General features: G+C 48.7%; 14 protein-coding genes. 7 read left to right on the top strand and 7 right to left on the bottom strand.

The features are described from left to right. Positions 1-2: 2 nt before the first annotated feature. The 3 genes from ACFSB2_RS25315 to ACFSB2_RS25305 form a co-directional block, all read right to left on the bottom strand. Positions 3-764 carry an ABC transporter permease gene (locus tag ACFSB2_RS25315; protein WP_377946020.1) on the bottom strand — a complete coding sequence of 254 codons (762 nt, stop codon included), beginning with the start codon at positions 762-764 and terminating at the stop codon, positions 3-5. After that, positions 764-1,678, bottom strand: a complete 915-nt coding sequence (locus ACFSB2_RS25310) for an ABC transporter ATP-binding protein (protein ID WP_377945933.1) — start codon at positions 1,676-1,678, stop codon at positions 764-766. The genes ACFSB2_RS25315 and ACFSB2_RS25310 overlap by 1 nt, the downstream gene beginning before the upstream one ends. A gap of 116 nt (positions 1,679-1,794) precedes the next feature. Further along, entirely contained in the window at positions 1,795-2,364 is a 570-nt protein-coding gene (locus tag ACFSB2_RS25305) for a cysteine hydrolase family protein (protein ID WP_377945931.1), read from the bottom strand. Positions 2,365-2,553: 189 nt separating this feature from the next. Here ACFSB2_RS25305 and ACFSB2_RS25300 point away from each other — a divergent pair, with 189 nt between their 5' ends. Together ACFSB2_RS25300 and ACFSB2_RS25295 are read left to right on the top strand one after the other, a co-directional pair. Then, positions 2,554-3,576: an ATP-binding cassette domain-containing protein gene (locus tag ACFSB2_RS25300; protein ID WP_377945930.1), complete on the top strand. Its 1,023-nt coding sequence runs from the start codon at positions 2,554-2,556 to the stop codon at positions 3,574-3,576. Continuing rightward, positions 3,573-4,388 carry an ABC transporter permease gene (locus ACFSB2_RS25295; RefSeq protein ID WP_377945928.1) on the top strand — a complete coding sequence of 272 codons (816 nt, stop codon included), beginning with the start codon at positions 3,573-3,575 and terminating at the stop codon, positions 4,386-4,388. The genes ACFSB2_RS25300 and ACFSB2_RS25295 overlap by 4 nt, the downstream gene beginning before the upstream one ends. A 109-nt stretch (positions 4,389-4,497) precedes the next feature. Here ACFSB2_RS25295 and ACFSB2_RS25290 read toward each other — a convergent pair whose 3' ends face one another. Both ACFSB2_RS25290 and ACFSB2_RS25285 read right to left on the bottom strand, forming a co-directional pair. Continuing rightward, positions 4,498-4,866, bottom strand: coding sequence for a hypothetical protein (locus tag ACFSB2_RS25290; protein ID WP_377945927.1), 369 nt, complete (start codon positions 4,864-4,866; stop codon positions 4,498-4,500). Between the two features lie 79 nt (positions 4,867-4,945). Further along, the gene (locus ACFSB2_RS25285) at positions 4,946-7,417 is read right to left on the bottom strand and encodes an EAL domain-containing protein (protein WP_377945926.1); all 2,472 of its coding nucleotides are present in this window, start codon (positions 7,415-7,417) and stop codon (positions 4,946-4,948) included. A 391-nt stretch (positions 7,418-7,808) separates the two neighbouring features. On the opposite strand from ACFSB2_RS25285, the gene ACFSB2_RS25280 reads away from it, so the two are divergent. The 3 genes from ACFSB2_RS25280 (at position 7,809) to ACFSB2_RS25270 (ending at position 10,159) form a co-directional block, all read left to right on the top strand. Beyond that, on the top strand, positions 7,809-8,909 hold the full coding sequence (locus ACFSB2_RS25280; RefSeq protein WP_377945925.1) for an MEDS domain-containing protein: 1,101 nt from the start codon (positions 7,809-7,811) through the stop codon (positions 8,907-8,909). Positions 8,910-9,037: 128 nt separating this feature from the next. Then, positions 9,038-9,445 (top strand): ArsR/SmtB family transcription factor, encoded by a 408-nt coding sequence (locus ACFSB2_RS25275; RefSeq protein WP_377945923.1) that lies wholly within the window; start codon positions 9,038-9,040, stop codon positions 9,443-9,445. A 60-nt stretch (positions 9,446-9,505) separates the two neighbouring features. Further along, positions 9,506-10,159, top strand: a complete 654-nt coding sequence (locus tag ACFSB2_RS25270; RefSeq protein WP_377945922.1) for a cation diffusion facilitator family transporter — start codon at positions 9,506-9,508, stop codon at positions 10,157-10,159. Between the two features lie 155 nt (positions 10,160-10,314). Here the strand turns inward: ACFSB2_RS25270 and ACFSB2_RS25265 are convergent, their stop codons facing one another. Then, entirely contained in the window at positions 10,315-11,034 is a 720-nt protein-coding gene (locus ACFSB2_RS25265) for a demethylmenaquinone methyltransferase (RefSeq protein ID WP_377945921.1), read from the bottom strand. A 217-nt stretch (positions 11,035-11,251) separates the two neighbouring features. Next, complete coding sequence (gene uxaC, locus ACFSB2_RS25260; protein WP_377945920.1) at positions 11,252-12,655, bottom strand: glucuronate isomerase; 1,404 nt, start codon at positions 12,653-12,655, stop codon at positions 11,252-11,254. 147 nt (positions 12,656-12,802) lie between these two features. Here uxaC and ACFSB2_RS25255 point away from each other — a divergent pair, with 147 nt between their 5' ends. Both ACFSB2_RS25255 and ACFSB2_RS25250 read left to right on the top strand, forming a co-directional pair. Next, positions 12,803-13,219, top strand: coding sequence for an RrF2 family transcriptional regulator (locus tag ACFSB2_RS25255; RefSeq protein ID WP_377945919.1), 417 nt, complete (start codon positions 12,803-12,805; stop codon positions 13,217-13,219). Between the two features lie 223 nt (positions 13,220-13,442). Next, positions 13,443-14,645 carry an MFS transporter gene (locus ACFSB2_RS25250; protein WP_377945918.1) on the top strand — a complete coding sequence of 401 codons (1,203 nt, stop codon included), beginning with the start codon at positions 13,443-13,445 and terminating at the stop codon, positions 14,643-14,645. Positions 14,646-14,655: the final 10 nt, after the last annotated feature.

The raw sequence follows: 14,655 nt of genomic DNA, 5'->3' as shown, positions 1-14,655 counted from the left end.
TCCTACTTCACCTCCTTGTGAGTGAATCCCCAGCTTCCCAAAAGCAACCATACGGCGCTTGCGATAAGCCCACATATCACATATTTAATGTCGAGGTACTGTATCGTCGCGTGCGTGGCGGCCGACAAGGACGGATACACCCAAGGCACAAAACGTGCCCAATGCCACGCATGTGTCAGCGAGTCATGCGTCAACGCGTCGCTCAATCCACTGATAATCATCCCTAAAACGCCCAAAGTAATTGCAAACGACTGATTTGCCATCAGCATGGAAAGCAACAGTTGAATGGCAAGCACACCGTAAGATGCGAGATATGGATAGTAGCATTCCCCCAGAACATGCAGCCAAGGAACATGTGTTGTAAAACCAAAAGCAAAGCCCAGACACAGTGTGCCAATGGCGCACAGTGTACTCGAAACAGCCAACAGTCCCGCAATCAAAATAAACTTGCTCATATAAATTCGAGACCGCGACACAGGCAAGGCAAGCAACTGCTTCCAAGCATGCCCCCGGTGTTCCAACCCCGACAGCAAAGACGTCAACAGCGTGATACCCAGCATCAGACTTGGCAACAACAAATGATCGACGTTTTGGATGAGCAACGCCCAGTTTTGCGCATCGGCTCCTGGTGTGACTATACTCTGATAGCTCGCGGCGTAACGCGCGGCATTTAGGGCGATCACTCCAAGTGGACCAAGGATGACAAGGAATCTGATCCACGTCTTGCGCATTTTTATCCAATCGGACATCAGTGCTTCGTTCATCACAGACTCCCCTCCTTGTCCACAAAATCAAGGAAGATGTCCTCTAAGGAGCGACTTTGTTCCGTAATGCGATACACCGAAATGCCAGCCTGAATCAGACGGCGATTGACGTCTTCTGTCGCTGCCAAACCCTGGTTCGGCATCTGCAAGATGTCGCCATCCATGGAAACTTGCAATCCAGCACGCTGTAAAAGGCGCTTTGCCTCAAGCGGTTTATCGACTTGCAACAATAATTTGGGGGAATTTTGTTCACGCAACTTTTCGATGGCATCCTGAAACAAGAGGTGGCCGCGCTCAATGATGCCGACGTGTGTCGCCATTTGGTCGATCTCGCCGAGCAAATGACTCGAAACGACGACAGTGATGCCGTACTGCGCCGGCAACTCTTTGATGAGCGCCCGAATTTCGTGGATGCCAGCGGGATCGAGCCCGTTGGTCGGTTCGTCGAGAATCAGCAAATCCGGATTGCCCAGCAGCGCCGCGGCGATGCCCAAGCGCTGCTTCATCCCCAGCGAATATCCCTTGACCGATTGTTTGGCTGCAGATGTCAAACGGACAATCCCCAGCACCTCGTCAATGCGCTTCGAAGGAACCTTCAGCAACCGGGCAATCACGTCCAAATTTTCGTAGCCAGAGAGATGGCCATAATAAGAAGGGCTTTCAACCAGTGACCCGGTCCGCCGCAAAATCTGCATGCGATGTTTAGGAAGCGTCTGATTGAAGATGCGGATTTGACCTGACGTCGGCCGAATGAGTCCGAGCAGCATCCGAATGGTCGTCGTCTTTCCTGCGCCATTCGGACCCAAAAAACCAAAGATACTGCCTTTTGGCACGTGCAGGTTCAAATTGTTGACGGATATTTTCTTGCCGTATCGCCGTGTAAGATTTGATGTTTCAATCACCATTTCACTCACTGTCCTCACCTCGGTCCCTACTTTATCGGACCAAGCTTACAGGACTTGAAACGGAAGCTGAACAGAAGCTGAACTCTGCAATGATAGTTCGGCCACAGCCAAATACGAGACTTCGCTCAATTCAATGTATCTATCCAAGCGTCGACAGTCAGCACATCTGCCTGACGCGGGAACACCTTCTCGGTGAGCACGCGATGAACCTCCGCATCCGCATCGAGACAAGCATCCGAAAGGACCGTAATGGCAAAATCCTTATCCGCAGCCTCCCGTAAAGTCGACAGCACGACACCGCTCGTGGCAATGCCGCTGAGAACGAGTGTGTCGATCTGGCGGGATCTGAGAATGACTTCTAGGGTGCTGCCAGCAAACGCGCTCACGCGATACTTCGTGACAATTGGCTCGTTTGGTTGAGGTTGCATAGACTCGTGAATTTGTGTTGACGAGTCATGGACCGTCATCCCCCCACGTCCAGCAATGGCTGAAAATCCTTTGTTTCGCGGACTGACTTCCGGGTACCCTTCACTAAATCCGACCCGTACAAAAATGACGGACATTCCGTGCTGGCGAGCGGCTGCCACGGCTTTTTCGAACGGATGCAACACTTCCTGATTTTCTGCAAAGCGCGATACAATACCGTTTTGCACATCCATGACCAACAGCGCGGTTTTTCCATGCGAATTCTGCATGCGTTGTACACTCCTATTCATTCATGTCGTTATTAAACGGAGAATTCTCCCCTTTATACTAAGTGGAGTATTCTCCGTTTGTCAACAACCGTTTACAACCTTTCGATCCCGCCCGACGCGTCGTTCATATTCAGTTCATAAACTTGCTTTATTATTCCACTATGTTCAACTCTGTGAGGAGGCATCACCATGAATCGAACAAACGGTAATAAACCGCTGCTGGACAATGGAGATTGGGCCGTCGAAGCGCACGGGCTCGTCAAAGTATTTGGCGACAACCGGGCTGTTGATGGTGTAGACCTGAAGGTGCAAGCAGGGACCATCTACGGCGTGCTTGGCCCCAATGGGGCAGGCAAGACCACCACCATCCGCATGCTGGCCACCCTACTGCGGCCTGACGCAGGTTCAGCTCGGATCTTCGGACACGACGTGATGAAAGAACCGCAAATTGTGCGGCAATTGATTGGCGTGACCGGTCAATATGCTTCCGTCGACGAGACACTCAGCGCCACTGAGAACCTCATTATCTTTTCCCGTCTGCTCGGCATGGGACGTGCAGAAGCCCGTCGCAAAGCCGCGGAATTATTGGAGGAATTCAGTTTGACAGAGGCCGCAAAACGCCCGCTGAAAAAGTTTTCCGGCGGCATGCGCCGACGACTGGATTTGGCAGCCAGCCTCATTGCACAGCCGCCACTCATCTTCTTGGACGAACCGACGACCGGATTGGATCCGAGAACGCGTGCGCAAATGTGGGACACCATTCGTCGGTTGGTGCAAACCGGATCAACCGTGCTGTTGACGACGCAGTACCTCGATGAGGCAGATCAACTGGCCGACCGCATCGCAGTCATCGACCGCGGACGGGTCATTGCAGAAGGTACGGTCGATGAATTGAAAGCGTCCATTGGCACCTCTTCGCTGCAATTGCAGGTTCAGCATCCGCCAGACATTGAACGCGCCAAGCATGTGGTTGCACAAGTTCTTGCCGTCCAGCCAGTTGTGTCACCGACTGTCGGAAAGATCACGGCGCCAATGGCGAATCCCAATCGGGTCACCGATTTACTCGTCACCTTGCGCGACAAAGGAATCGAATTAGCGGAGATCAGTGTGCAAAAACCGAGCCTCGACGAAGTCTTTCTGACCATCACAGGGCACGGTGTGACAGAAGGCGAAGCTGATGACGCGAAAGAAACGGAGGTCACTCGAGCATGAACAATCTGCCCATCACCCCTGCAGCCAAGCGCGAACTGAAAAATCATGCGAGCTTAGGTCATTCAATACGCAACTCGTTCACAATGGCCTACCGCGGTCTGCTGAAGATTCGGCGGACCCCAGAGCAATTGTTCGACGTGACGCTTCAGCCAATCATTTTTACACTGATGTTTACTTACATCTTTGGCGGAGCCATCTCTGGAAACGTACAGAGTTATCTCCCTGTTATCATTCCTGGTATCCTTGTGCAAACCGTCATCACAACATCTGTCGTCACCGGCGTTCAATTGAGAGAAGACATGGACAAAGGTGTGTTTGATCGGTTCAAGTCGCTGCCCATCGCGCGCATTTCTCCGTTGGCTGGCGCGCTGCTCGCCGATACCGTTCGTTATACCATCGCGACGGTGCTCACTTTTGTGATGGGGTACATCATTGGCTATCGGCCCAACGGCGGCATTGGTCACGTAGCCATCGCCGCTGTGCTCGTGATTGTCTGCTCCTGGGCGATGAGTTGGATCTTCGCTTTCTTTGGCGTGATCGCACGCACGGCGTCGAGTGTACAAGGCATTTCGATGATCATCTTGTTCCCGCTGACCTTTCTCTCAAATGCATTCGTACCGGTCAACACCATGCCGCATTGGCTGCAATGGTTCGTGAAAGTCAATCCCCTTTCACATCTTGTCACGGCGGTCCGCGATCTTGTCAACAATGGCACAGTTGGCAGTGATCTCGTGATTTCCCTGATTGGCGCGGCGGTCATCGTGGTCATTTTTGCACCGCTCACGGTCCGTGCTTACATGCGTCGGACATAATAAGTGGAAAGAACATGCTCAGATAGCTACTTACAAGAAAGCGATACAGGAGGGTGACTCTTACACCTTCCTGTATCGCTTTGAGCTATCCTAAGAATCATGCGATACCTTAGGACAATGCCAGCCACAATACCTTGATTGACTGACAAATTTCGTGGTTCTGCTGGTTAATGCACACCAGCCGGAACGGGAACGGCGTCATACGTCTGAGCAAGAGCCTGCAGATAGGTGCTGGTCGCTTCTTCCTCAGGATAGTACCCATTTTTTCGCAGCCAACCTGCAATCTCAAAAGCATGGCGGTTGCAATGCCCCTATCATCAAGCGCCATTTCGCTTGGGTTCGGCGTGACCGCCGTCTTCGACGGAACTGCTGAAACGTTTAATTTCTCACTAGATGAGCCCTGTTTTGCCCACTGCACTTTGATATTGTAATCCTGAATGTGCGCATCAAGCTGCTTTTGCAAGTTCTTTAGTTCCACGTCTTTTACCTTTTTCAGGAAAAAACCGCCGTTTGAAAACAGTTTTCCAGCATTTTTAACTCGTGCGACGCCCGACTTGCTAGCGCCAACCGTCGAGATTGATTTTTGTCGCTTGCCCGCGCCCCTCCATCCAAAGCAATTCCTCAAACGCAGAGGCAGGTAAAGCCCTACTGTATAAATAACCTTGAAATTCGTCACACTCATTTTCTTTTAAATAAGCCAGTTGCTGTTCCGTTTCCACGCCTTCGGCTACGACCGTGATATTCAAGCGATGGGCGAGTTGAATCACGGATGCAACAATTTGTGTGGGCGCCCAGTTATGTGGAATGTGATCCACAAAAGATTTATCTAACTTGATACCATCCAAATCGAGTCTCTGCAGCCAACTTAACGAAGAATACCCTGTTCCAAAATCATCAAAATATATGGAGATGCCCATGTCTCTGAATTGCTTAATGGCTTCGGCAATCGCCGGATCATCCGGAAGAATAGCTGTTTCCGTGATTTCGAATTCGATGAACAGCGGATCAATTTGAAACTGCCTCAAAATATATTGCACTGTGTCTACAAAATCATGGGTCAAAAACTGTTTCACAGAGATATTCACAGAAACTTTTATCTCAGGAAGTCCAGCTTCCCTCCACTTACGCAATTGACTACAGGCTTCACGCAACACCCATTCCCCAATCGGCACAATCAGACCACTGCTTTCCGCAATCGGAATAAACTCAGCCGGAGAAACGAACCCCCACTGCGGGTGCGCCCAGCGAATGAGCGCTTCCGCAGCGATCATTTTCCCCGTAATGGTATCTACGCGCGGTTGATAATGGAGAGCAAATTCGCTATTTTTTAATGCTCGCCCCATGCCATTTGCCAGTGCAAAATTTCTGCATGTGCCCATATCCAGTCTAGACGTATAGGCTTGCAACGTGTTGTACCCGCGTTGCTTCGCTCTGTGCAACGCAAGATCGGCATTTCGTATCAGCGTTTCGGCATTTACTCCGTCGTCTGGATAAAAGCTGATGCCAATGTTAATTGGCACAAAGAGATGGTATTGATTTATGGAAAATGACGGTTCAAAAGATTGGACAATTTCTCCCGCTAACGCAAAAACATTGTCTTTACCCGCAAATGGGCGGATCATAATCGAAAATTCATCGTCACTCGCACGTGCGACAAGATATTCTGAAGGGATATGACCACGAATATGATTCGCCACTGTAAAAAGCAATTCTTCGCTAATGGAAGCCCCAAACGTGTGGTGTATATCCTTGAATTGACGCAGACAGAGTGTCATTACGGCCAATACAGAATTTCGTGGCATTTCGGCAATTTGTTGTGCAAGTCGGTTTTTAAACGTCTTTTGGTTGGGCAAGTGTGTGAGGTGATCATGCCGGGTAACATAATGAACGAGTTCTTCAGCCTCTTTTTTCTCTGTTGCATCATGGAAATTGATCACGATTCCATCAAGTCCTGATCCCGCTTGTGGAAATTTAAATTTTGTTTGACAGATTCTCCAATGATGGTCATGGTGTTGGATCTTCATTTCTTTGGTCACCTTTTCGATGCCCTCTCCAACACGTTCAATGCACAACTGAAACGTCTTTTTATCCTTTGGATGAATCAGATCTAAGAAATCGGTGTTCAGCAGTGCGTTTTTTTGATATCCGAGCACGTTTTGCACTGCAGGACTAATATATTGGATGCTGCAATCATGCGATAAAAAGACAAATACGTCTGAAGAATTCAGAACGAACTCACTAAATCCTCCATCGTTGGCCAATACCCAATCTGAAATTGCAGTTGGCGCTTTATTCTCTTTGTACAGGTAAACAACGCCGATGATTTCGTGGTTTGCATCTCGCAACACGGACATACATATATTTACGTCAATGGTCGTCCCATTTTTGCGCAAATGACTGGCATCGAGACAGATGACTCCGCCACTTTGCAGCAACGTCTTACTCATCTCGATGATAAAATCTTTTCCTTGAAGAAAAGGCGCCTGATGAATCAACAATTCTCGTTTTGTCCAGCCAAACAATCGCTCCGCCTTCGAACTGCATCGAGTCACATTGTGATCCCTGTCGACAATGACAATCGCTTCAGTGTTCCAATCCACGAACTGGTTTGATTTCAACAGTTTGAAGCGATTATCTCGCGTCATCACATCTGTCACATCGCGAACAGTTCCCTCAATGCCCACTACCACTCCATGCTCGTCATACTGATATCGCATGTGATATTGGAAAAATTTCAATTGATGTCCCTGTAAAATTCGGCAAGTAAAGCACTTGACCACTCGATTTCCATGCAGGATTTGGTTCCAGAGCATTTCAACGAGACTTTTATCTTCAGGATGCACCCATTCCACAAGTAACCCAGGCACTTCTCGAGATTCGCTTCGATATGTATCGAACAGCTGATATATTCCTGCTGAACAGTGTAACTCACCTCGGACTAAGTCAATCGTCCATTTCTCCATATAGAATGAATCCACCCTGGATTGGTGGGCTACTTTCACTTGTTTGATCCGTTTATGTGACTTCATGACAGTTGCCCCCATGTCCAAGGTTCATACTGTATTTACCTTAAAAGAATTCACCTAAACATCCGCAAAAGCCTTGTCGAACTAAAATTATAATAAAATAAGGTTATCTGACATATAAAGTGTCATTTTGCCACATTGTAAATCTCCATCTCTTCATCTTCTCTCTGCATAAAGCAAAAATGACAGCTCACAAGAGACAAATTTCACTTTAAATACACTCCGAATATCGGAACTTTACATATCACGTTATCCATCATTACGTTTATCCCTGGTTAGATTTGAAACCGGATTCAAAATTAAAACAACCGAAAAATCAAGTATTTTTATGCGTCAATTTGCCACTATGCCTCTTATTTTTCCTGCTACACTCATATATTTGGGAGTGAAAATATTGAAGAAGAGAGAATGGTTAAAACAATTACGTATTTCTAGAGGGCTCACGCAAGAAACGGTGGCAATCCACTCTTTTATCGACAGGGGATTCTATGCTCAGATCGAAAATGGAACGCGTGATCCCAGCATGAATGTCGCAGAGAATATTGCCCACACACTGGGGATACATCCACAGATTTTTTTTGTTGATCACTTTCAAGCATCTCATATGGAACCGCTTCATCATGAATCCCATACAATATATGCTCAATGTGATCTCGATTTGAAATACACCTGGGTTTTCCATCCGTATTGTGATGTCCAAGATATACTTGGCCACCGAGATGACGAGTTGGCAACTAACACTGGGGTTGCGGATTTGATTTTTCTAAAGAAACAGGTTTTATTGCAAGGTGTACCTCTGGAAAAGATCATTGTGTTTCCTCGTGACGGCAGTTTGCGTCCGTATTTGGTGCGCGGTGAACCCTTGTGGGATAATGACAATCGGTTGATCGGCGTCCATACGGCACTCACTTACATGCCTGCCCTTTTGTCATTTCCGTATCAACAACATGCCCAGAGATCAGAACCGCGCGGTTTATTCCAAGGACATGCGTTGTACTTCTATGACAACGTGAATCTATACACTGAAAATCTGGTGAGATTTATCACAGATGGCGTTGAATGCGGCTACCAACTATGGATTGTGGAGAATGCAAGTTTAATCTCAATCGTCAAAGAGAAACTTAAAACGTTACTCTCGACCGAAAAATACGAATACGCCCATTTTCTTGATAACCAGCTCGCCTACGGAGCAGACCACTTCGACACACAACATATCGCGAATAAATTTCTAAAGTGTATTATGCGGTCTGTGCTCAAATGGGGACCGATTCGTATATGGAATCATGTCACGTGGAAAGAACAGGATGGCATGTTGCAAAATTTGATTCATTTAGAAGCCATGGCTGATGCTGCAATCCTAGAGCTGGGGTTAACTTTGGTGTGCGCTTATGACGCCAATCGCATTCCCGCTGTTTTCCAAACAAATCTGTTGCGGTGTCACGAATATCTAATGACGGACACAGAGTTGGTCTATTCCCCGCTATATACAAAATAAATTCACCAGTTATCTTGCCGCACCTTAAGTCAGTCACGAACCACAAAAATCATAGTGGCATCTCACCAAAGCTTGAGTATAATGAAATCATGAGCATATGAACAATTACTCATATAGGTGGTGACAATATGGCGCAAGACGAACATGATGCATGCTGCAACGTAGTCCATATTGACGCGTTAAGCGAACGTGACGAACCATTGGAAAGCACCATTGTCGAACATTTGTCCGAAACATTCAAAGCACTGGCGGATCCAACAAGAATTCGCATGCTGCATCACCTGTCCAAACGCGAACTCTGTGTCTGTGACTTGGCCGCTATGCTTGGCATGACGCAGTCAGCCGTATCACACCAACTGCGCTATTTGCGCAATTTGCGATTGGTCAAGAATCGCAGAGAAGGCAATACCATCTATTACCGCCACGACCACGACCATGTCATGGGATTGTTACAAATGGCGATTGATCACACAACACACATCAACGCGCCTGCGGCTTCTGATAAGGCGCGTACGGATGGTCACACATCCCCATGACTGGATGATGTGCCGTGTGCATGTATATCAAATTGGATAAACAATGAGAGGATTGGGCAAATGGCTGCAAGTACACATATGGCCTCGGTCAAAAAAGGGATCGGCATAGAAACGATATCAATTGTATGGATGGTCATTGAGGCTGGCGTCGCCATCGGCTCCGGCGTGATTGCCCACGCCTTGTCCCTCGTCGCGTTTGGCGCAGATAGCATCATCGAACTGATTGCTGGGTTTGTCTTGCTCTGGCGATTGTCTGTTGAAATGAGAAGCACTGACCTAGAACGTGTCAGACGAGCGGAAAAAGCATCCTCCTGGGTCGTCGGGATTGCACTATTGTTGTTGGCTGTCTACATCGTGATCGCTTCAATCTATAAGTTAGTGACTCATCAAGGCGCAGAAACCAGTTTTACCGGCATCGGGCTATCCATCGCTGCAGGTCTCATCATGCCCTACTTGTCAAGGGCGAAAAAACGAATCGGTTCAGAGATTGGCAGCAAGGCCTTACGTGCAGATGGAGCCTGCAGCATTGTATGCGCCTATATGGCCTGGACTGTGCTTGGTGGTGTCGTGCTCACCGCCCTCCTTGGTTGGTGGTGGATTGATTCATTGGCGGCATTGGCGCTCGTGTACTTTGTGGTCAAGGAGGGCTTAGAAACCATCCAGGAAGCCAGAGGTGTGGAAGACGCCTGTGGTTGTGGGTGTCACGACGATTGATAGAATGTTCTCAAGAAAAAACACGGCATTGGCATGACAAAAGGGCGGCAAGCTCATTTTTAGCGTAACTCTCCTATATTTGAAAGCAAGGGGTGTCACAAACTTCCGTAGGGTTGTTGTTGAGACACCCCTTGGACCATCTCTCCTGCACAGGTTTACGGTTTTTGTCCTTCAACGACAGCGACAACCCCACCCATGAGGTTGTGATAGGTTGCATTTTTAAAGCCAAGCCGCGCAAAGCGCTGTACCAACTGCCGCTGAGAATCAAACGCGCGAGACGAATCGTGCAAATATTGGTATGCCCGTTTACGCCCTGCTGTGATCTTGCCGAGCATCGGGACAAGCCAATTGAAATACAACCAGTAACCCTGTTTGAAGATGGGCGCTGAAGGTTTCCCCATGTCGAGAGAGACGACCCATCCACCCGGTTTCACAACCCGATACAGTTCTTGCAGGGCCACGTCGATATCCGGCACGTTCCGCAACCCCCACCCGACCGTGACCGCATCAAAGCGATTGTCTTCAAACGGCAGTTGGAGTACATTTCCCTGCATTAAGGTAATCTGCATGCGCACATCGGAATTGCGGACCTTATTCTGTCCGACAGCTAACATCTCTTCAGAAAAGTCCAAGCCGGTCACCCGCCCCGACGGGCCAACGGTCCTGGCAATTTCCAAGGTAAAATCAGCCGTTCCACAACAAGCATCCAGGGCGTGCATGCCCGGTGCAATTCGTGCACGTTTGATGGCATACCGTCGCCACGATTGATGCATGCCAAAACTCATGAGCGTGTTCATGAAATCGTACTTGTGCGCAATTCCATTAAACATCTCACGGACATATCGTTCTTTTTCTTCCTTTGAAGGCAAAGCCATTCAGTCAAAACCCCTGTGATCAACCATCCGATTTATTGTATACGCTTGGCGAATATCAGCTTTCATTCACAAGACATGTTCATGATACACCAATTCTCCAGCACACATCCAGTTGGATGGGGCAAGGCGCTGAGGAAGGGACGCAAAAAGAGCCATACGCGAACTTCTCGCATGCGTATGGCTCCGCCGTAGACCTTTGATTTCTACTCAACCAAATTCAACCGAATGAAAAGTATGCCTGCGCGTTTTCATAACAAATCCCGCGAACAATTTTTCCAAGCAGTTCCTTATCGTCCGGCGCCTCACCGTTTTCGACCCACTCGCCCAACAAGTTGCATAATAGGCGGCGGAAATACTCATGCCGGGTATAAGACAAGAAACTTCTCGAGTCGGTCAGCATGCCGACGAAACGGCTTAAGAGGCCGATATTGGCCAACGTCTTCATTTGTTCTAGCATGCCGTCCAGCGTATCGTTGTACCACCATGCAGCACCGAGTTGAAGTTTTCCTGGTACGCCATCTCCTTGGAAGCTTCCCATCAACGCCGCCATCACCGGATAATCTTTTGGATTGAGTGAGTACAAGATGGTTTTGGGCAACAAATTCTCCTCATCCAACGTGTTCAGCAACGCGCAAAGCGCCTCTGCGAGTTGGCCGTCGTTCATCGAATCGAAGCCTGTATCCGGCCCTAAACGACGAAACATGCGGGTATTGTTGTTTCGCGCAGCATGCATGTGCAGTTGCATCACCCAGCCAAGACGGGCGTACAGTTTCCCCAAAAAGAGCATCGTGCATGTTTTGTGCTTGTGTTCTTCGAGTGTCGTCAACACCTCGCCGCGCAATGCCTTGGCAAAAATATCGGATACTTCATCGAACGTAGCCTCTTCGAAGGGAACGATGTCCAAGGCGTGATCGGACACGCGACAACCGATTTGATGGAAGAACTCCGCTCTGGATTGAAGCGCTTGCAACAAATCGCTGTAGCTGGAAATCTCCTTGCCCACCGCTTGTTCCAGTTGCTTTAACCATGGGCCGAACGTATCGCGCCGAATTTCAAGCGCTTTATCTGGACGGAACGCAGGAACCACTTTGACGCCGAAGTCTTTGTCCGCCTGCAATTTCATGTGATATTCCAGCGAATCCGCAGGGTCATCCGTCGTGCAAATGACTTGGACATTCGATTTTGTGATCAGATCTCGCGCTCCGAATCCTTCCCCATTCAACAGTTGATTCGTCTTTTCCCAGATTTCGTGTGCGGTGTTTTCATTCAGCAAAGTCTTGATGTCAAAGAACCGCTGTAATTCAAGGTGCGACCACTGATACAGCGGATTGCCCAGTGTCATGGGCACTGTCTTTGCCCAAGCCACAAACTTGTCATAATCGCTGGCATCACCTGTGATGTATGACTCATCGACGCCATTTGCCCGCATGACGCGCCATTTGTAGTGATCCCCACCCAACCATATCTCCGTGATGTTCTGAAAGTGATGGTTTTCGTAGATTTGTTTTGGGCTTAAATGGCAGTGATAATCAATGATAGGCATGTCCTTGGCAAAATTCTCGTATAGGAAAACAGCGGTTTGGTTGCGTAACAAGAAAGTGGAATTTAAATAGTCCGTCATGGTCTTTCTCCTCTCTCTACATGTAATCCGCTTGTGTCTCCGGCATCGCCGCTGTATTTAGTATACTTGATTCTCGTTTAGCTCTTCCAAATCAGTTGACAAACAAACTGTAATTTGTAATATTTCATTTAGCGGAGGTGATTTGAGATGAACAGTGATTTTGTCGTGGCTGTACACAGCTTGGTGTTACTTGCCTATACGCCCGAGCGGCTGCGCACGAGTGACAACATCGCCAACAGCGTCTCTATTCATCCTGTTCGCATCCGAAAAGTATTATCCACTTTGCGCAAAGGTGGTTACATTCAATCTAAGGAGGGGGCAAAAGGGGGATTTTATTTAACGCGTGACCCCGCGTCAATTACGCTCGCTGAACTGTACACCTTGACTTCAGAGGGAACATTGAAGCCAAAATGGCCAGATGCAAACCCAAGTTGCCCCATCGGCGCCCACATCGAGCGGGCCATGGATGACATTTTCGCAACTGGGGAGAAACAACTTGAAGCACACTTCCAGCATTATACGATTGCCGATGTGCTCCAACGTGTACACAATGAGTCGCTTTAGCAGTCTTTTCAGCTCATAAATGTAATGTATTTTATTACATTTATATTAAGACAGAAAGAGTTGACACCTTCCCGCAAAATAAAGTTGGCGCTTTGGTGCATGCGATATCCCGATTGGTGGCATTTCACAGTTCTTCATGTAGATGGCCCCACGCATGTCGGTTTGTTTCATTTTATCCGCATAACTGTAATTTATTTTATTACAAATAATTTGGAGGTGCGCAATGAAGATACAAGCAGCTGCGCCATTTTGGATCATTTCCTATACGATGGTGGTTATTATGATGGGAACCAATATTCCCTCTCCACTGTACGGGCTTTACGGAGAAATGTGGAACTTCTCCTCTGGTATGACCACCTTGCTGTTCGCAATGTACGCCATTGTGCTCGTTCCGTCTAGCTTGGTCTTCGGCCAATTGTCAGATAGCCTGGGACGCAAGAAGCTGTTATTGCTCGGCATTCTCGTCTCTGCCATTGGCTCTGTATCGTTTATCTCCGCTCATCACACAGGCACGTTGCTCGTCTCGCGCGCTGTGCAAGGGCTTTGCGTCGGCATTTGGAACGGCCCCGCCATCGCGACAATGGCTGAACTTCGCCCGGCGCATCGCAAAATCGCGACTTTGGTCGCTTCCATCTCCATCGCCGTCGGCATCGCAACAGGCCCGCTATACGCTGGTCTGCTCGCCCAATACGCACCATGGCCGATCCGCCTGCCGTACGCCATCCACCTGATGTTGCTCATCCCCGCACTGGTAGGTGTGGCGATGATGCCGGAGACTGTGCGTCAAGTGACAAAATCACGTCGGTTACATCTGCCCAACGTGCCAAAGTCCATCCGACGCTCATTTCTTATCACCTGTTTTGGCGGCGTAGTGGCATGGGCTGTTGCTGGGTTCTTTATGGTGATCGCGCCTTCGTACGTGACAACACTGGTCGGCATTCACAACTTGGCTATCTCCGGAGCCATTGTGAGTCTCATGTTCTGTTGCTCAACCTTGGCACAAATCACACTGAAACGATTGACAGCGAGAACGTCCATCATCATTGGTTTCACGCTGTTGATGCTCGGCATTCTCGGCGTCATCATCTCCATCTCTGGACAGCAACTATGGCTTTTACTCATCAGCACCATGCTGGCAGGCGTGGGACATGGCCCAGTCGCTGCAGCCACCTTGGCGATGGCCAGTGAACTTGCGCCGCCGCAAAGCCGCGCAGATGTGGTGTCCAGTTACTATGCCATCGGCTATCTCGGCATCTGTCTGCCAGTGCTCGGCCTTGGGTTCGTCGCCGAATGGATCGGCTTATACCATGGCATTTTGATATTTGCCAGTGTCATCGCCGCCGCTATGTTGCTTTTGGCCGGGATGGTCCTGTTTCATTTTCGCCCGGCAGACAACTCGACAGAGGAAGTTGGCGAAGGGGCGTAACAGCGCCCCT

Source organism: Alicyclobacillus fodiniaquatilis (genome assembly GCF_042678105.1).
Lineage (GTDB): Bacteria > Bacillota > Bacilli > Alicyclobacillales > Alicyclobacillaceae > Alicyclobacillus > Alicyclobacillus fodiniaquatilis.
This window is presented reverse-complemented; position numbering and strand designations above follow the sequence as displayed.